The sequence below is a fragment of the Pantoea sp. RSPAM1 genome (assembly GCF_038816185.1).
Taxonomy (GTDB): domain Bacteria; phylum Pseudomonadota; class Gammaproteobacteria; order Enterobacterales; family Enterobacteriaceae; genus Pantoea; species Pantoea ananatis.
In genome coordinates this window covers 53579-70850 of record NZ_CP046137.1, presented here as the reverse complement: position 1 = coordinate 70850, position 17272 = coordinate 53579, and the positions used below count along the sequence as shown (strand labels likewise).

Below are 17272 nucleotides of genomic sequence, written 5' to 3'. Positions count from 1 at the left end.
GGAGCATATGCAACTGAATTCCACCGAAATCAGCGAACTGATCAAGCAGCGCATTGCTCAGTTCAATGTCGTGAGTGAAGCTCACAACGAAGGTACTATTGTTTCTGTAAGTGACGGTATCATCCGCGTACACGGCCTGGCCGATGTGATGCAGGGTGAGATGATTTCCCTGCCGGGAAACCGTTACGCTATCGCCCTGAACCTCGAGCGTGACTCTGTAGGTGCGGTGGTGATGGGTCCGTATGCTGACCTGGCCGAAGGCATGAAGGTCAAGTGTACTGGCCGTATTCTTGAAGTACCGGTTGGCCGTGGCCTGCTGGGCCGCGTGGTGAACACCCTGGGTGCACCTATCGACGGTAAAGGCGCGATCGACAACGACGGCTTCTCGCCAGTCGAAGTGATTGCACCAGGTGTTATCGACCGTCAGTCCGTAGACCAGCCTGTTCAGACCGGTTACAAATCTGTCGATGCGATGATTCCAATCGGCCGTGGCCAGCGTGAGCTGATCATCGGTGACCGTCAGACCGGTAAAACCGCAATGGCTATCGACGCCATCATCAACCAGCGCGATTCAGGCATCAAGTGTGTCTATGTTGCGATTGGTCAGAAAGCGTCAACCATTTCTAACGTGGTACGTAAACTGGAAGAGCACGGTGCGCTGTCTAACACCATCGTTGTTGTGGCCTCTGCGTCTGAGTCTGCTGCGCTGCAGTATCTGGCTCCGTATGCAGGTTGCGCCATGGGCGAATACTTCCGTGACCGCGGTGAAGATGCGCTGATCGTATATGATGACCTGTCTAAGCAGGCTGTTGCTTACCGTCAGATTTCTCTGCTGCTGCGCCGTCCACCAGGCCGTGAAGCATTCCCGGGCGACGTGTTCTATCTCCACTCTCGTCTGCTGGAGCGTGCATCACGCGTGAGCGCTGACTACGTTGAGCGCTTCACCAATGGTGAAGTGAAAGGCCAGACCGGTTCTCTGACCGCGCTGCCAATCATCGAAACTCAGGCGGGTGACGTTTCTGCGTTCGTTCCGACCAACGTAATCTCGATTACGGATGGTCAGATCTTCCTGGAATCTAACCTGTTCAACTCCGGTATCCGTCCGGCTGTTAACCCGGGTATCTCTGTATCCCGTGTGGGTGGTGCTGCTCAGACCAAGATCATCAAGAAACTGTCCGGTGGTATTCGTACCGCGCTGGCGCAGTATCGTGAACTGGCTGCTTTCTCCCAGTTTGCATCTGATCTGGACGATGCAACCCGTAAACAGCTGAGCCACGGTCAGAAAGTGACCGAGCTGCTGAAGCAGAAACAGTATGCGCCGATGTCGGTTGCGCAGCAGGGTCTGGTGCTTTTCGCAGCGGAACGCGGCTATCTGAACGACGTTGAGCTGGCAAAAATTGGTAGCTTTGAAGCGGCTCTGCTGGCGTTCGCAGATCGCGATCACGCCGAGCTGATGGCTGAAATCAACCAGTCTGGTAACTTCAATAACGATATCGAAGAGAAGCTGAAAGGCCTCCTCGAGACGTTTAAAGCAACCCAGTCCTGGTAATGTCTGGCGGCTTGTCTGAAAAGGCAGGCCGCAAGGCTTTGAGGAGAAGCTAATGGCCGGCGCAAAAGAAATACGTACCAAGATCGGAAGCGTAAAAAATACGCAGAAGATCACCAAAGCGATGGAAATGGTCGCCGCCTCCAAAATGCGTAAAACGCAGGAACGCATGGCGGCCAGCCGTCCGTATGCAGATACCATGCGCAAAGTGATTGGTCACCTTGCACTGGGAAATCTGGAATACAAGCACCCTTACCTGGATGAGCGCGACGTTAAGCGCGTCGGCTACCTGGTCGTTTCGACTGACCGCGGGCTTTGTGGTGGTTTGAACGTTAACCTGTTCAAAAAATTGCTGGCAGAGATGAAGGCCTGGTCCGACAAAGGCGTACAGAGCGATCTGGCCATTGTGGGATCGAAAGGCGTGTCATTCTTCGGCGCTGTTGGTGGCAATGTTGTGGCACAGGTCACTGGCATGGGCGATAAGCCTGCGCTGTCTGATCTTATCGGCCCGGTAAAAGTGATGTTGCAGGCCTACGATGAAGGCCGCATCGACAAGCTGTACATTGTTAACAACAAGTTCAACAACACCATGTCTCAGACTCCGACCATTACCCAACTGCTGCCGTTACCGCCAGCGGAAGGTGAAGAAGAGATGAAGGCGAAGACCTGGGATTACCTGTACGAGCCCGATCCGAAAGCGCTGCTGGATACGCTGCTGCGTCGCTATGTCGAATCGCAGGTTTATCAGGGTGTGGTGGAAAACCTGGCCAGTGAGCAGGCCGCACGTATGGTAGCAATGAAAGCTGCAACCGATAACGGCGGAAATCTGATCAAAGAGCTGCAGTTGGTTTACAACAAAGCTCGTCAGGCCAGCATCACCCAGGAACTTACCGAGATCGTCTCGGGAGCCTCCGCGGTTTAACCAGGTTTGGAATTAGGTAGAGGATTCAAGATGGCAGCTGGAAAGATTGTCCAGATTATCGGCGCCGTAGTTGACGTCGAATTCCCTCAGGATGCAGTACCGCAAGTGTACAGCGCTCTTGAGGTTAAGAATGGTGATGCTCGTCTGGTGCTGGAAGTTCAGCAGCAGCTGGGTGGTGGCGTGGTTCGTACCATCGCTATGGGTACTTCTGACGGCCTGAAGCGCGGTCTGGAAGTCACCGACCTGAAAAAACCGATCCAGGTACCGGTTGGTAAAGCAACCCTCGGCCGTATCATGAACGTGCTGGGCGAGCCTATCGACATGAAAGGCGACCTGACAGAAGAAGACGGCAGCGCAGTAGAGGTTTCCTCTATTCACCGCCCTGCGCCTTCTTATGAAGATCAGTCTAACTCGCAGGAACTGCTGGAAACCGGCATCAAGGTTATCGACCTGATGTGTCCGTTCGCTAAGGGCGGTAAAGTCGGTCTGTTCGGTGGTGCGGGTGTAGGTAAAACCGTAAACATGATGGAGCTGATCCGTAACATTGCGGCTGAGCACTCAGGTTACTCGGTATTTGCCGGCGTGGGTGAGCGTACTCGTGAGGGTAACGACTTCTACCACGAAATGACTGACTCCAACGTTATCGATAAAGTTGCGCTGGTGTATGGTCAGATGAACGAGCCGCCGGGTAACCGTCTGCGCGTGGCACTGACCGGTCTGACCATGGCGGAGAAATTCCGTGATGAAGGCCGTGACGTTCTGCTGTTCATCGACAACATCTACCGTTATACCCTGGCCGGTACGGAAGTATCAGCACTGCTGGGTCGTATGCCATCTGCGGTAGGTTATCAGCCAACGCTGGCAGAAGAGATGGGTGTATTGCAGGAGCGTATTACCTCCACCAAGACAGGTTCAATCACCTCCGTACAGGCCGTATATGTGCCAGCGGATGACTTGACTGACCCGTCACCAGCAACCACCTTTGCTCACTTAGACTCAACAGTCACCCTGAGCCGTCAGATCGCCTCTCTGGGTATCTACCCGGCCGTTGACCCGCTGGACTCCACCAGCCGTCAGCTGGATCCACTGGTTGTGGGTCAGGAGCACTATGACGTTGCACGTGGCGTACAGTCACTGCTGCAGCGTTATCAGGAACTGAAAGACATCATCGCCATCCTGGGTATGGACGAGCTGTCTGAAGAAGACAAACTGCTGGTGGCACGTGCGCGTAAGATTCAGCGCTTCCTGTCCCAGCCGTTCTTCGTAGCAGAAGTGTTCACCGGTTCTCCAGGTAAATACGTGACGCTGAAAGACACCATCCGTGGCTTTAAAGGCATCATGGAAGGTGAATTTGACCACCTGCCAGAGCAGGCCTTCTACATGGTTGGCGCCATCGAAGAAGCGGTCGAAAAAGCGAAGAAACTGTAATAACGGTTTCCCAGGAGGAAAATTATGGCTATGACTTATCACCTGGATGTTGTCAGCGCAGAGAGCCAACTGTTCTCTGGTCTGGTACAGAAAATTCAGGTGTCAGGTAGCGAAGGTGAACTGGGGATTTTCCCTGGCCATGCCCCGTTGCTGACTGCCATTAAGCCTGGAATGATCCGTATCGTGAAACAGCACGGCGAAGAGGAGTTTATTTACCTCTCTGGCGGCGTGCTGGAAGTGCAGCCTGGCAGCACCACCGTTCTGGCCGATACCGCAATTCGCGGTACTGACCTGGACGAAGCGCGTGCCCTGGAAGCAAAACGTAAAGCAGAAGAGCATATGAACAGCAGCCACGGCGACGTGGACTACGCTCAGGCCTCTGCGGAACTGGCGAAAGCCATTGCGAAACTGCGCGTGATCGAGCTGACCAAAAAAGCGATGTAATCCGGCTTTATGCGTCACGAAATGCCAGCCCATTGGGTTGGCATTTTTTTTGCGTAACGGTAAAGCAAAAGGATGTTGGCTAATTTCGGGCCGAGAAAAATGTAGTAATCTCAGTGCTAAATCGTTTAACTTTCTTCAGTCTACAATCAGTCAGGATAGATATGTCTAACAGTGCGATGAGTGTGGTGATTCTTGCGGCTGGCAAGGGCACCCGTATGTATTCCGATCTGCCGAAAGTGTTGCATACGCTGGCAGGAAAACCGATGGTTCAGCACGTCATTGATGCCGCAAAGGGCCTGGGTGCAAAGCATGTGCACCTGGTATACGGGCACGGTGGTGACCAACTCAAAGCAACGTTAAACGACAGCACAGTAAACTGGGTGCTACAGGCTGAGCAGCTGGGTACAGGCCACGCTATGCAGCAGGCGGCCCCTCACTTCGCCGATGACGAAGACATCATGATGCTCTATGGTGATGTCCCGCTGATTTCTGAAGCTACCTTACAGCGTCTGCGCGAAGCAAAACCCGCGGGCGGTATCGGTTTATTAACGGTCGTCCTGGATAATCCCACCGGTTACGGTCGCATCGTGCGCGAGAATGACACCATTGTAGGTATTGTTGAACAAAAAGATGCCACGCCTTCTCAACTGACCATTAACGAAATTAATACCGGTATCCTGATCGCCAATGGCGGCGATCTTAAGCGCTGGCTGTCCCAGTTGAATAACAATAATGCTCAGGGCGAATTCTACATTACCGATATTATTGCTCTGGCGCATGAAGAAGGTCGGGTGATTAATGCAGTGCATCCGGCCCGCAATAGCGAAACTGACGGTGTCAATAATCGCCTGCAGCTGGCCACGCTTGAGCGGACTTACCAAAGCGAGCAGGCTGAAAAACTGCTGTTGGCAGGCGTCATGCTCCGCGATCCTGCGCGTTTCGATCTGCGTGGCACGCTGCAGCACGGCCGTGATGTTGAAATTGACACCAACGTTATCATTGAAGGCCAGGTGACGCTGGGTAACCGTGTAAAAATTGGTGCTGGCTGCGTCATCAAAAACAGCGTTATCGGGGATGACTGTGATATCAGCCCCTATTCGGTGATCGAGGATGCAAATCTGGCTGCAGACTGTACCGTAGGGCCATTTGCGCGTCTGCGTCCGGGAAGTGAGCTGGCTCAGGCCGCGCACGTGGGTAATTTTGTCGAGATGAAGAAAGCCCGACTGGGTAAAGGGTCCAAAGCGGGTCACCTCTCTTACCTTGGCGATGCCGAGATTGGTGCCAATGTGAATATTGGGGCGGGAACGATCACCTGTAATTACGATGGCGCGAATAAATTCAAAACAATCATTGGCGATAACGTCTTTGTAGGATCGGACACGCAGCTGGTCGCGCCGGTCAATGTGGCGGCAGGCGCGACTATCGCAGCGGGCACCACGATAATGAAAGATGTCTCTGCAGCCGATCTGGTCTATAACCGTAAAGAGCAAAACCATAAAGCCGGTTGGCAACGTCCGCAGAAGAAAAAATAATGTTTACGGCCCGTGATAAACGGGCCGCTTGCAGTACCAAAACTATAATCCCCACTCTCTACAAGGCTCGGGGAACCGGCAAAGCCGGACTATCAGGTCATATGACAACGCAATGGCGAACAGCCATGAAGTCAGGAAATAACTATGTGTGGAATTGTTGGTGCAGTAGCACAACGTGATATCGCTGAAATTTTGTTAGAAGGGTTACGCCGCCTGGAGTACCGCGGTTATGACTCAGCCGGTCTTGCCGTCGTCGATCAGCAGGGGCATGTAACGCGCCTGCGTCGTCTGGGGAAGGTTCAGATGCTGGCTGCAGCCGCAGAAGAACAGCCCCTTGTCGGCGGAACAGGGATTGCCCACACTCGCTGGGCAACCCATGGCGAGCCCTCAGAAGCCAACGCGCATCCGCACGTTTCTGAGCACATCGTTATCGTCCATAACGGCATTATTGAAAACCATGAGCCCCTGCGTGAAGCGCTGATGGCGAAAGGTTATCACTTCGCCTCAGAAACCGACACTGAAGTGGTGGCGCACCTGGTCCATCAGGAACAGAAACAGGGCGGCTCGCTGCGTGAAGTTGTACAGCGCGTGATCCCTCAGCTGCGCGGCGCCTATGGCATGGTGATTATGGACAGCCGCGATCCGTCGCTGCTGGTGGCGGCTCGCTCCGGAAGTCCGCTGGTCATTGGCCGTGGTGTGGGTGAAAACTTTATCGCTTCTGACCAACTGGCGCTGCTACCGGTCACTCGCCGCTTCATTTATCTGGAAGAGGGTGATATCGCTGAAATTAGCCGTCGTGATGTCACCATCATTGATGGCAACGGCAATAACGTCCGTCGCGAAGAGATCGAGTCCAGCGTGCAGTATGATGCGGGCGACAAAGGCCAGTATCGTCACTACATGCAGAAAGAGATCTATGAGCAACCGAATGCGATTAAAAACACCTTAACAGGACGTTTTAACCACGGTGAAGTGGATCTCAGTGAACTGGGGCCAAATGCAGAAGCCCTGCTCAGCAAGGTAGAACATATTCAGATCATTGCCTGCGGCACCTCATATAACTCCGGTATGGTTTCGCGTTACTGGTTCGAGGCGCTGGCAAACGTCCCTTGCGACGTCGAAATCGCGTCTGAATTCCGCTATCGCAAATCCGCGGTGCGTAAAAACAGCCTGCTGATTACCCTCTCTCAGTCGGGTGAAACCGCTGATACGCTGGCTGCGCTGCGCCTGTCCAAAGAGCTGGGTTATCTGGGATCGCTGGCCATTTGTAACGTCGCGGGTTCGTCGCTGGTGCGCGAATCCGATCTGGCGCTGATGACTAAAGCGGGCACTGAGATTGGTGTGGCCTCCACAAAGGCCTTTACCACCCAACTCACCGTGCTGCTGATGCTGGTGGCAAAACTCGGCCGCCTCAACGGCATGTCCGCAGAAAAAGAGCATGAGATAGTTCATGGTCTGCAGGCGTTGCCAAGCCGCATTGAGCAAATGCTGGCGCAGGATAAGCTGATTGAAAACCTGGCTGAAGATTTCTCTGATAAGCACCATGCGCTGTTCCTTGGTCGTGGCGATCAATATCCGATCGCCATGGAAGGCGCGCTGAAGCTGAAGGAAATTTCGTATATTCATGCGGAAGCCTATGCTGCGGGTGAACTCAAGCACGGTCCGCTGGCGCTAATCGATGCTGACATGCCGGTCATCGTGGTGGCACCGAACAACGAGCTGTTAGAGAAGCTGAAATCGAATATCGAAGAGGTGCGGGCGCGCGGCGGTCTGCTGTACGTGTTTGCCGATCAGGATGCCGGTTTCAGTGACAGCGAGGGAATGAAGATTATTCCCTTGCCACACGTTGAAGAGGCCATTGCGCCTATCTTCTATACTGTGCCGCTCCAGCTACTCTCCTATCATGTCGCCCTGATTAAAGGCACCGATGTGGATCAGCCGCGTAACCTGGCGAAATCGGTCACGGTCGAGTAAAGCCTCTCACGCGTGAATCCCAGCAGGGATTCACGCGTTCCATTTATTTTATTTTGCTGCTGATTTGCTCAATTACGCGCTGCTGATCGCTGATTTTACGGTTAGCCTCATCAAGTGAGCGTTGCAGGTTATTGATCGTATCTTCATTTTTACTGATCTTTTGTATGAGCTGGTTGAGGGTATCAGTCTGGTTTTCTTGCGTTTTTAATAATTTCTCTACATTCTCCTTCGTTTTACTCACATCCTCAGCATTGACAGAAGCTTGTCTGACCGCGCCACCACCATCAATTGTAGCCAGCGTGCCTCTGCCATCTGCCATTGCAAAAGATTCATCCGAATGAATCTGCGGTACGTCATACGCCTGGGCACTGGCCAGCGTACAGAGGATGACGATATTGCCTACCAGAAGCTTCTTCATAAATTTCATCGAACATATCCTTTTCAATAGTGTGGTTGTAAAAATTAGCAATAATTGTGTCTGTCATATAACTGTAATATTAACTACATTTTTCTGTCACTAAACTGTCCTATTTTCCCTCCTGCAGCAATCACTGACTCTTACTAAAAAGGCACTTAGCCTGACTTTTCTCCCCTGGAGGGAACATGACACTGATGCGTAGCACCGTAGCCCGAATCCTCGCCGCCTCTCTTGCCGTTAGTGCGGTTTCTGCCTTTGCAGCCACCGATCTGACTGGTGCTGGCGGTACATTCCCGGCGCCGGTTTATGCCAAGTGGGCAGCAGAGTATCAGCAAGCCACCGGTAGCAAAATTAACTATCAGGGCATTGGTTCATCTGGCGGTGTAAAACAAATTATCGCCAAAACCGTTGATTTCGGTGCGTCCGATGCGCCTATGAAAGACGAAGATCTGCAGAAGAATGGGCTGTTCCAGTTCCCTACCGTGATCGGCGGTGTGGTGCTGGCGGTTAACCTGCCAGGCGTAAAATCTGGCCAACTGACGCTCGACGGAAAAACCGTAGGTGATATCTATCTCGGCAATATCAAGAAGTGGAACGATCCAGCGATCGTTAAACTGAACCCGGGCGTGAAACTGCCAGACACCAACATCAACGTGGTGCGCCGCGCGGATGGTTCAGGTACCTCTTTCGTTTTCACCAGCTACCTGGCGAAAGTGAATGAAGAGTGGAACAGCAAAATTGGTAAAGGTAACACCGTTAACTGGCCAACCGGTCTGGGCGGCAAAGGTAACGACGGCGTTGCGGCGTTCGTTCAGCGTCTGCCAGGCTCCATTGGTTACGTTGAGTACGCGTATGCCAAACAGAACAACCTGACTTACACCAAACTGATGGATGCAGACGGTAAGGCCGTTGCGCCAAGCGAAACCAGCTTTTCTAATGCTGCAAAAGGCGCAGACTGGAGCAAATCATTTGCCCAGGATCTGACCTTTCAGAAAGGCAATGATGCATGGCCGATCACCTCAACCACCTTTATCCTGATTTACAAAGACCAGGCGAATGCGGCGAAAGGTGCCGAAGTACTGAAATTCTTCGACTGGGCTTATAAAGACGGCGGCAAAACGGCTAACGCCCTGGATTATGCTACCCTGCCTGAGAGCGTTGTTCAGCAGATCCGTGCTGCATGGAAAGCCAATATCAAAGACAGTTCAGGTAAAGCGCTGTACAAGTAAGTGAATGACCCTGGCCGGACATCAGTCTGGTCAGCCTTCATGGGCGGCGTCTGCCGCCCTGATAACTTCTGAGGACTGAGACTTCTATGGCTGCAACGAAGTCGGCATTCAAAGCCCCAGGCAAGCAAGGTGACAGAGTTTTCGGTGCACTGGTAAAACTCTCTGCGCTGATCGTCTTGTTACTAATGGGCGGCATCATCGTCTCCCTGATCTTCTCTTCCTGGCCGAGCATACAGAAATTTGGTTTCGCGTTTTTGTGGACCAAAACCTGGGACGCTCCTAACGAACAATTTGGTGCGCTGGTACCGATTTACGGTACGCTCGTCACCTCAATTATTGCCTTAATCATTGCGGTACCGGTTAGTTTCGGTATTGCGCTTTTCCTTACTGAACTTGCACCAGGCTGGTTACGTCGTCCACTGGGGACCGCGATTGAGCTGTTAGCCGCGATCCCCAGTATTGTTTACGGCATGTGGGGCTTATTTATTTTTGCGCCACTGTTCGCCGAGTATTTCCAGACGCCGGTGGGCAATGTGCTGTCGGGCATTCCGATCCTCGGTGAGCTGTTTTCAGGTCCGGCCTTTGGTATCGGTATTTTGGCCGCAGGCGTTATCCTGGCCATCATGATCATCCCCTACATCGCCTCAGTCATGCGCGACGTATTCGAACAGACGCCGGTCATGATGAAAGAGTCGGCTTACGGTATCGGCTGCACCACCTGGGAAGTGATCTGGCGTATTGTTCTGCCCTTCACTAAAAATGGGGTGATCGGCGGGGTGATGCTGGGGCTGGGACGCGCGCTGGGTGAAACCATGGCCGTGACCTTTATCATTGGTAACACCTACCAGCTCGATAGCGCTTCGCTGTATATGCCAGGTAACAGCATTACGTCGGCACTCGCGAATGAATTTGCCGAAGCTGAATCCGGCGTACACGTTGCGGCATTGATGGAGCTGGGACTGATTCTGTTTGTGATTACCTTTATCGTGCTGGCGATTTCAAAGTTAATGATTATGCGTCTGGCAAAAAGTGAAGGAGCGCGATCATGACAACAATGGAAGTACAGGCTCGCGCTGAGCTGGAAGCGTCACGTCGTAAGATGCAGTCGTGGCGCAGTACCAAAAACAAAATTGCGCTGACAATGTCCTTACTGACCATGGCTTTTGGCCTGTTCTGGTTAGTGTGGATTCTGTTTACTACGGTAAGCCGTGGTCTTGATGGACTGTCATGGTCGCTGTTTACCGAGTCCACGCCGCCACCTAATACGGCAGGCGGTGGCCTGGCCAATGCCCTGGCGGGAAGCGGTTTACTGATTTTCTGGTCTACCTTCTTCGGGACGCCGCTCGGCATCATGGCTGGCGTGTATCTGGCGGAGTACGGACGCAAATCAGCACTGGCAGAAGTGATTCGTTTTATTAATGACATTTTGTTGTCAGCGCCCTCAATTGTGGTTGGCCTTTTCGTCTACACCATCGTCGTGGCGCAGATGCACCACTTCTCCGGCTGGGCGGGCGTGATTGCGCTGGCGCTGCTGCAGATTCCAATAGTGATTCGTACCACGGAAAACATGTTGCGACTGGTACCAGACAGCATGCGCGAAGCCGCCTATGCGCTGGGCACGCCAAAATGGAAGATGATTTCGGCGATTACGCTCAAGGCGTCCGTTTCCGGCATCATTACCGGTGTGCTGTTAGCCATTGCCCGTATTGCCGGTGAAACCGCGCCGCTGCTGTTTACTGCGCTGTCGAATCAGTTCTGGAGTACCGACATGATGCAGCCGCTGGCCAACCTGCCGGTCACCATCTTTAAGTTCGCGATGAGCCCGTTTGCTGAGTGGCAGAGCCTGGCCTGGGCTGGCGTATTGATTATTACCCTGTGCGTGCTGCTGCTGAATATCGTAGCAAGAGTGGTTTTCGCCAAGGGTAAACACGGTTAACTACCGACACTGCCCTGTGCGGTGTCGATTAAGAGAGAAAAACAATGAGTACTGCGACTGCGTCAGCTGGAAAAATTGAGGTTCGTAACCTGAATTTCTATTACGGCAAGTTTCACGCTCTGAAAAACATTAATCTGGATATTGCTAAAAACCAGGTTACAGCGTTTATTGGACCATCAGGCTGCGGTAAATCCACATTGCTGCGCACCTTCAACAAAATGTATTCGCTCTATCCGGATCAGCGTGCCGAAGGTGATATTCTGCTGGATGGCGACAATATTCTGGCCTCGCATCAGGATATCGCGCTGTTGCGGGCGCGCGTTGGCATGGTGTTTCAGAAGCCAACGCCTTTTCCAATGTCGATTTATGACAACATTGCTTTCGGCGTGCGCCTGTTCGAGAAGCTGTCTCGTGCCGACATGGATGAGCGCGTGCAGTGGGCCCTGACCAAAGCGGCCCTGTGGAACGAAACCAAAGACAAGCTGCACCAGAGTGGTTACAGCCTGTCGGGTGGACAGCAGCAGCGTCTGTGCATTGCCCGCGGCATCGCTATCCGTCCGGAAGTGCTGCTGCTGGATGAGCCATGCTCGGCCCTGGATCCGATTTCCACCGGCCGTATTGAAGAGCTCATTACCGAACTGAAGCAGGATTATACGGTTGTGATCGTGACCCACAACATGCAGCAGGCTGCACGGTGTTCCGATCACACGGCATTTATGTATCTGGGCGAACTGATTGAGTTCAGCGACACCGACACGCTGTTCACCAAGCCGGCACAGAAACAAACAGAAGACTACATCACAGGTCGCTACGGCTGATTTGACAGGAGATCGCCATGGACAGTTTAAATCTGAATAAACACATCTCCGGTCAGTTCAACGCTGAACTGGAGCACATCCGCACTCAGGTGATGATTATGGGCGGGCTGGTCGAGCAACAGCTGACCGATGCGATTACCGCCATGCATAACCTGGACGGTGAGCTGGCCCAGCGCGTCATCGATGGCGACCAGAAGGTCAACATGATGGAAGTGGAGATTGATGAGGCCTGCGTGCGCATCATTGCCAAACGCCAGCCTACTGCGATTGACCTGCGCCTGGTGATGGCAATTATTAAGACCATTTCCGAGCTGGAACGTATCGGCGACGTGGCCGAGAAAATCAGCCGTACCGCACTGGAGAAGTTTGGTCAGCAACATTTGCCTCTGCTGGTCAGCCTGGAATCCCTGGGCCGCCACACCGTACAGATGCTGCATGACGTGCTGGACGCGTTTGCACGTATGGATCTTAACGAAGCCGTTCAGATCTATCGCGAAGATAAAAAAGTGGATAAAGAGTATGAAGGGATTGTGCGCCAGCTGATGACTTACATGATGGAAGATCCCCGTACGATTCCCAGCGTGTTAACTGCACTGTTCTGCGCCCGCGCCATCGAGCGTATTGGTGACCGCTGCCAGAACATCTGCGAAATTATTTTCTACTTCGTCAAAGGTCAGGATTTCCGTCACGTCGGCGGGGACAAGCTTGATGAGCTGTTATCCGGCGACGACGGCAGTAATAAACCTTCTTGATTCTGCACAACCGTGTGCTATTCAGGCGCACGGTTGCGGCTATTCTGCATAGACCTCATCATCATCGCTCTTTATACTTGCGCCAGTTTTTTAACCAACGGTGCTGACTCATGTCCTCTTCTTCCTCTTCTAAGCAGAGCGTTACGCCTGCCAAAGCGATGCTGGCTGCCGTCAGCGGTTATGCCATGGATGGATTCGACCTGCTGATTCTGGGATTTATGCTGCCCGCCATTAGCCTGTCGCTGGCGCTTGATCCCTCACAGGCAGGCTCGCTGGTGACCTGGACGCTGATTGGCGCCGTGATTGGCGGCATCGTGTTTGGCCATCTCAGCGATCGCTACGGGCGTATTCGTGTCTTAACCATTACGATACTGATGTTCTCCGTTTTTACCGGCCTGTGCGCGGTGGCTCAGGGTTACTGGGATCTACTGGCGTACCGTACGCTGGCTGGAATGGGGCTCGGCGGCGAGTTTGGTATCGGCATGGCGCTGATTGCGGAAGCCTGGCCGGCAGAGAAGCGCAACCGCGCATCGGCGTGGGTCGGGATCGGCTGGCAACTGGGGGTTCTGCTGGCGGCCTTTATCACGCCACCGCTGCTGAGTGTGATTGGCTGGCGCGGCATGTTCCTGGTGGGGTTACTGCCTGCACTGGTGTCGTTTGTTATTCGACGCAGCATGGGCGAACCTGAGAGCTTTACCCGCCAGATCAAACATGTACCCTCGCTGTCTTTTCCCGCCCGACTGAAATTACTGGTTAAAGACCGCGCCACCAGCAAGGCCAGTTTGGGGATCTTTATTCTCTGCTCCGTCCAGAACTTTGGTTATTACGGCCTGATGATCTGGATGCCGAGCTACCTCTCATCAAACTTCGGTTTCAGCCTGACAAAATCCGGTCTCTGGACGGCAGTAACCGTGGTCGGCATGACCTTTGGCATCTGGTTGTTTGGCGTGCTGGCGGACCGCTTTGCACGCTGGAAAATCTTCCTGCTTTATCAGTTCGGCGCAGTCGTGATGGTTGTGGTTTATGCGCAACTGCGCGATCCCACCGTCATGCTGTTTACGGGCGCCCTGATGGGATTGTTTGTTAATGGCATGATTGGCGGCTATGGTGCATTGATCTCGGATACCTTCCCGCCACAGGTGCGCGCGACCGCGCAAAATGTGTTGTTTAACCTGGGACGTGGCGTCGGTGGATTCGGCCCGCTGGTGATCGGCCTGCTGGCAGGCAAGTTTTCGTTCGTGGCGGCCATTACCTTACTGGCGCTCATCTACCTGCTGGATATTGTGGCAACGCTGTTCCTGCTGCCGAAAAAGCAGAGTCAGGACGATGCGCTGGGGGCGATTGGTTAAGTGAAAAGGGGGCAACACAGTTTGCCCCCTTTCTGGATTACGCCTGCATCAACGGCAGCAGCTGCTGATACAGCCGACTGAACGTCTCACGTCTCGGCTGATAGTACGCATGGCGCGCCGGGTCCGGCTGGTGGCGCTGCACCTGCTTCAGGGCAGGCACGGTCAGCTTCTCATCCAGCGCCATTTGCGCCAGACGGGCTGCGCCCAGCGCCGGTCCGACATCCCCACCTTCGCAGTAATCCAGCGTCTGTCCGCTGATATCCGCCAGCATCTGGCGCCAGTAACCGCTACGGGCGCCGCCGCCAATCAGCATGATACTGCTGGGCGTCACACCACATTCGTGTACCACATCCATGCCTTCGGCCAGTGCGAAACCCACGCCTTCCAGCACGGCTTGCGCCAGCTCTGGTCGTCCGTGCTGGTGGGTAAAGCCAAAGAAGCTGCCACAGGCATGCGGATTATTATGCGGCGTGCGTTCCCCCGACAGATAAGGCAAAAACCACAGCGGCGGCGCATCCTGTTTTGCCCGCTCCGCCTCTGACAATAAATGAGGAACATCGTCGCAGCCGGTCAGCGTAGCTGCCCAGTCAAGGCAGGACGCGGCACTGAGCATCACGGACATCAGATGCCAGCGCTGTGGCAAGGCATGACAAAAGCTATGAACGGCACGTTGCGGATTACTGAGATAGCCATCGCTGACCACAAAATAGACGCCGGACGTTCCCAGCGACAACATGCCTTGCCCCGGCGCTGTCATGCCGACACCCACCGCGCCGGCAGCGTTATCGCCCCCGCCTGCCACCAGCGGCACCTGAGGCAGTTTCCAGCGCTGTGCGATATCCGCTGACAGCGCACCGGTAATCTGATTACCTTCAAACAGCGCAGGCATGTGGTGACGCGCCAGCCCGCAGGCCGCCAGCATCACATCACTCCAGTCACGCTTTTCCACATCCAGCCATATTGTACCCGCCGCATCTGACATATCGCTGGCAAATTCGCCGCTCAGTCGCCAGCGCAGGTAATCTTTGGGCAGCAGCACTTTTGCGACCTGAGCAAAAACGTCAGGTTCATGCTCTTTCAGCCACAGCAGCTTTGGCGCGGTGAAGCCCGGCATCATCAGGTTACCGGTGATCTGACGCGATTCAGGCACCCGGTGTTCCAGCTCACGGCACTGATCGCCGCTGCGTCCGTCATTCCAGAGAATGGCCGGGCGCAGCACCTGATGCTGTGCGTCAAGCAGTGTAGCGCCGTGCATCTGCCCGGTCAGGCCAATCGCTTTTACCCCACTCAGATCGTGCTGCTGGGCCAGTGCCTGTATCGCGCGGTCTGTTGCCAGCCACCAGCTTTCGGGATCTTGTTCGCTCCACAACGGCTGCGGGCGGGAAACCGCCAGGGGTGAGGTTTCCACCGCAATAACCACGCCTTGCTCATCCAGCAGCACAACCTTAACGCCGGATGTGCCGATATCGATCCCGATTACCATGTCGCGCTCCTTACGGATTAAAAATCATAGAGATAGTGATTCACCAGGTTTTCCAGCTGCTCCTGACGTCCACTGTTGTGCTGCGGGTTAAACTGCTGCTGATGCGCATGGGCTGCCAGCGCGTCCAGAGAGAACTCGCCTTTCAAAATCTGCTGACCGAACTCACCGTTCCAGCCGCTATAGCGCTGCGCAACGCGTTTATCCAGCTCACCGTCAGACAGCATGCGCGCCGCGACTTTTAACGCCAGCGCCATGGTGTCCATCGCCCCGATATGGCCATAAAAAAGGTCATACTTATCGGTGCTCTGGCGGCGCACTTTGGCATCAAAGTTTAGGCCGCCGGTCGTGAAACCGCCTGCTTTGATGATTTCATACATCACCAGCGCGTTTTCTTCCACGCTCACCGGGAACTGGTCAGTATCCCAGCCGCACTGCGGATCCCCACGGTTGGCATCCACTGAACCAAACACGCCAAGGGCGATTGCCGTTGCAATTTCATGATGGAAAGCGTGGCCGGCCAGCGTCGCATGGTTCGCTTCGACGTTCACCTTAATCTCTTTTTCCAGACCAAACTGCTTCAGGAAGCCATAAACCGTGGCGACATCATAATCATACTGATGCTTGGTGGGTTCCTGCGGCTTAGGTTCGATCAGCAGCGTGCCCTGGAAGCCGATTTTGTGCTTGTGCTCCACCACCATTTGCATAAAGCGGCCGATCTGCTCGCGCTCCTGGCGCAGGTCGGTATTTAACAGGGTTTCGTATCCTTCACGACCGCCCCACAGCACATAGTTTTCGCCGCCCAGCGTCTGGGTGGCTTTCATGGCACTGCATACCTGGCTGGCTGCCCAGGAAAACACCTCTGGATCGGGACTGGTTGCAGCGCCTGCACCATAACGCGGATGGGTGAAGCAGTTCGCTGTGCCCCACAGCAGCTTAAGCCCGGTTTCCTGCTGCTTTTCCAGCAGTTTATCGGTCATGACGGCCAGGTTTTCGCGATAGCTTTTCAGCGAATCCCCTTCCGGTGACACGTCTACATCGTGGAAGCAGTAATAGGGCACGTTCAGCTTGTGAAAAAACTCGAACGCCACGTCCGCTTTGAGTTTGGCCAGATCCAGCGCCTCGCCCGCTTTCTGCCACGGACGATCAAACGCACCCGCGCCAAACATATCGGCACCGTTCCAGCAGAATGTATGCCAGTAACAGGCGGCGAAGCGCAGATGCTCGGCCATGGTTTTACCCATGATCACTTCATCCGGATTGTAGTGGCGGAACGCCAGAGGATTGGTGGTTTTTGTTCCTTCGTAGCGAACGCGATCAAGCTGGTCAAAATAAGCGTGCATGGTTTGCTCCTTAGCATCGGCCCCGAATGGGTTACCCAGAAGCGTTATTGTGCGTACCCGCTCTCAGCGCGCTCAATTACGATATTTCACACAGCCGGTAA

At 54.1% G+C, this 17272-nt stretch carries 15 protein-coding genes; 12 read left to right on the top strand and 3 right to left on the bottom strand.

What is annotated here, in order from left to right:
* The first annotated feature begins 7 nt into the window (after window positions 1–7).
* From atpA to glmS, 6 genes are all read left to right on the top strand, one after another.
* The gene (atpA, locus tag GKC68_RS00835; RefSeq protein ID WP_028725331.1) at window positions 8–1549 is read left to right on the top strand and encodes a F0F1 ATP synthase subunit alpha; all 1542 of its coding nucleotides are present in this window, start codon (window positions 8–10) and stop codon (window positions 1547–1549) included.
* A gap of 52 nt (window positions 1550–1601) precedes the next feature.
* On the top strand, window positions 1602–2468 hold the full coding sequence (gene atpG, locus GKC68_RS00830) for a F0F1 ATP synthase subunit gamma (protein WP_006121201.1): 867 nt from the start codon (window positions 1602–1604) through the stop codon (window positions 2466–2468).
* A 30-nt stretch (window positions 2469–2498) separates the two neighbouring features.
* Entirely contained in the window at window positions 2499–3896 is a 1398-nt protein-coding gene (atpD, locus tag GKC68_RS00825; protein WP_014332967.1) for a F0F1 ATP synthase subunit beta, read from the top strand.
* Window positions 3897–3920: 24 nt separating this feature from the next.
* Window positions 3921–4340 (top strand): F0F1 ATP synthase subunit epsilon, encoded by a 420-nt coding sequence (locus GKC68_RS00820; protein WP_013023936.1) that lies wholly within the window; start codon window positions 3921–3923, stop codon window positions 4338–4340.
* A gap of 161 nt (window positions 4341–4501) precedes the next feature.
* A complete protein-coding gene (gene glmU, locus GKC68_RS00815) occupies window positions 4502–5872 on the top strand; it encodes a bifunctional UDP-N-acetylglucosamine diphosphorylase/glucosamine-1-phosphate N-acetyltransferase GlmU (RefSeq protein ID WP_089528854.1) in 1371 nt (456 codons plus the stop codon).
* A gap of 144 nt (window positions 5873–6016) precedes the next feature.
* Window positions 6017–7846: a glutamine--fructose-6-phosphate transaminase (isomerizing) gene (glmS, locus tag GKC68_RS00810; RefSeq protein WP_058705866.1), complete on the top strand. Its 1830-nt coding sequence runs from the start codon at window positions 6017–6019 to the stop codon at window positions 7844–7846.
* Between the two features lie 43 nt (window positions 7847–7889).
* Here glmS and GKC68_RS00805 read toward each other — a convergent pair whose 3' ends face one another.
* On the bottom strand, window positions 7890–8273 hold the full coding sequence (locus tag GKC68_RS00805; RefSeq protein WP_206116025.1) for a hypothetical protein: 384 nt from the start codon (window positions 8271–8273) through the stop codon (window positions 7890–7892).
* Window positions 8274–8449: 176 nt separating this feature from the next.
* Here GKC68_RS00805 and pstS point away from each other — a divergent pair, with 176 nt between their 5' ends.
* The 6 genes from pstS to GKC68_RS00775 all read left to right on the top strand — a co-directional run bounded on the left by pstS (window position 8450) and on the right by GKC68_RS00775 (window position 14348).
* On the top strand, window positions 8450–9493 hold the full coding sequence (pstS, locus tag GKC68_RS00800; RefSeq protein WP_028725335.1) for a phosphate ABC transporter substrate-binding protein PstS: 1044 nt from the start codon (window positions 8450–8452) through the stop codon (window positions 9491–9493).
* Window positions 9494–9579: 86 nt separating this feature from the next.
* Entirely contained in the window at window positions 9580–10542 is a 963-nt protein-coding gene (gene pstC / locus GKC68_RS00795) for a phosphate ABC transporter permease PstC (RefSeq protein WP_028725336.1), read from the top strand.
* Window positions 10539–11429, top strand: coding sequence for a phosphate ABC transporter permease PstA (pstA, locus tag GKC68_RS00790; protein ID WP_028725337.1), 891 nt, complete (start codon window positions 10539–10541; stop codon window positions 11427–11429). Before pstC ends, pstA begins: the two co-directional genes overlap by 4 nt.
* Window positions 11430–11473: 44 nt before the next feature.
* Complete coding sequence (gene pstB, locus GKC68_RS00785) at window positions 11474–12247, top strand: phosphate ABC transporter ATP-binding protein PstB (protein WP_013023943.1); 774 nt, start codon at window positions 11474–11476, stop codon at window positions 12245–12247.
* 17 nt (window positions 12248–12264) lie between these two features.
* On the top strand, window positions 12265–12999 hold the full coding sequence (gene phoU / locus GKC68_RS00780; RefSeq protein WP_013023944.1) for a phosphate signaling complex protein PhoU: 735 nt from the start codon (window positions 12265–12267) through the stop codon (window positions 12997–12999).
* A 110-nt stretch (window positions 13000–13109) separates the two neighbouring features.
* Window positions 13110–14348 (top strand): MFS transporter, encoded by a 1239-nt coding sequence (locus tag GKC68_RS00775; RefSeq protein ID WP_047713557.1) that lies wholly within the window; start codon window positions 13110–13112, stop codon window positions 14346–14348.
* Between the two features lie 37 nt (window positions 14349–14385).
* On the opposite strand, the gene xylB is transcribed toward GKC68_RS00775, so the two are convergent.
* On the bottom strand, window positions 14386–15831 hold the full coding sequence (gene xylB, locus GKC68_RS00770) for a xylulokinase (protein WP_342656510.1): 1446 nt from the start codon (window positions 15829–15831) through the stop codon (window positions 14386–14388).
* Window positions 15832–15848: 17 nt separating this feature from the next.
* A complete protein-coding gene (gene xylA, locus GKC68_RS00765; protein ID WP_014332960.1) occupies window positions 15849–17171 on the bottom strand; it encodes a xylose isomerase in 1323 nt (440 codons plus the stop codon).
* Between the last annotated feature and the right edge of the window lie 101 nt (window positions 17172–17272).

Bases quoted from the DNA above. Each gene is read 5' to 3' on its own strand.
- atpA (WP_028725331.1), top strand. From the start codon at position 8: ATGCAACTGAATTCCACCGAAATCAGCGAACTGATCAAGCAGCGCATT.
- atpG (WP_006121201.1), top strand. From the start codon at position 1,602: ATGGCCGGCGCAAAAGAAATACGTACCAAGATCGGAAGCGTAAAAAAT.
- atpD (WP_014332967.1), top strand. From the start codon at position 2,499: ATGGCAGCTGGAAAGATTGTCCAGATTATCGGCGCCGTAGTTGACGTC.
- GKC68_RS00820 (WP_013023936.1), top strand. From the start codon at position 3,921: ATGGCTATGACTTATCACCTGGATGTTGTCAGCGCAGAGAGCCAACTG.
- glmU (WP_089528854.1), top strand. From the start codon at position 4,502: ATGTCTAACAGTGCGATGAGTGTGGTGATTCTTGCGGCTGGCAAGGGC.
- glmS (WP_058705866.1), top strand. From the start codon at position 6,017: ATGTGTGGAATTGTTGGTGCAGTAGCACAACGTGATATCGCTGAAATT.
- GKC68_RS00805 (WP_206116025.1), bottom strand. From the start codon at position 8,273: ATGAAATTTATGAAGAAGCTTCTGGTAGGCAATATCGTCATCCTCTGT.
- pstS (WP_028725335.1), top strand. From the start codon at position 8,450: ATGACACTGATGCGTAGCACCGTAGCCCGAATCCTCGCCGCCTCTCTT.
- pstC (WP_028725336.1), top strand. From the start codon at position 9,580: ATGGCTGCAACGAAGTCGGCATTCAAAGCCCCAGGCAAGCAAGGTGAC.
- pstA (WP_028725337.1), top strand. From the start codon at position 10,539: ATGACAACAATGGAAGTACAGGCTCGCGCTGAGCTGGAAGCGTCACGT.
- pstB (WP_013023943.1), top strand. From the start codon at position 11,474: ATGAGTACTGCGACTGCGTCAGCTGGAAAAATTGAGGTTCGTAACCTG.
- phoU (WP_013023944.1), top strand. From the start codon at position 12,265: ATGGACAGTTTAAATCTGAATAAACACATCTCCGGTCAGTTCAACGCT.
- GKC68_RS00775 (WP_047713557.1), top strand. From the start codon at position 13,110: ATGTCCTCTTCTTCCTCTTCTAAGCAGAGCGTTACGCCTGCCAAAGCG.
- xylB (WP_342656510.1), bottom strand. From the start codon at position 15,831: ATGGTAATCGGGATCGATATCGGCACATCCGGCGTTAAGGTTGTGCTG.
- xylA (WP_014332960.1), bottom strand. From the start codon at position 17,171: ATGCACGCTTATTTTGACCAGCTTGATCGCGTTCGCTACGAAGGAACA.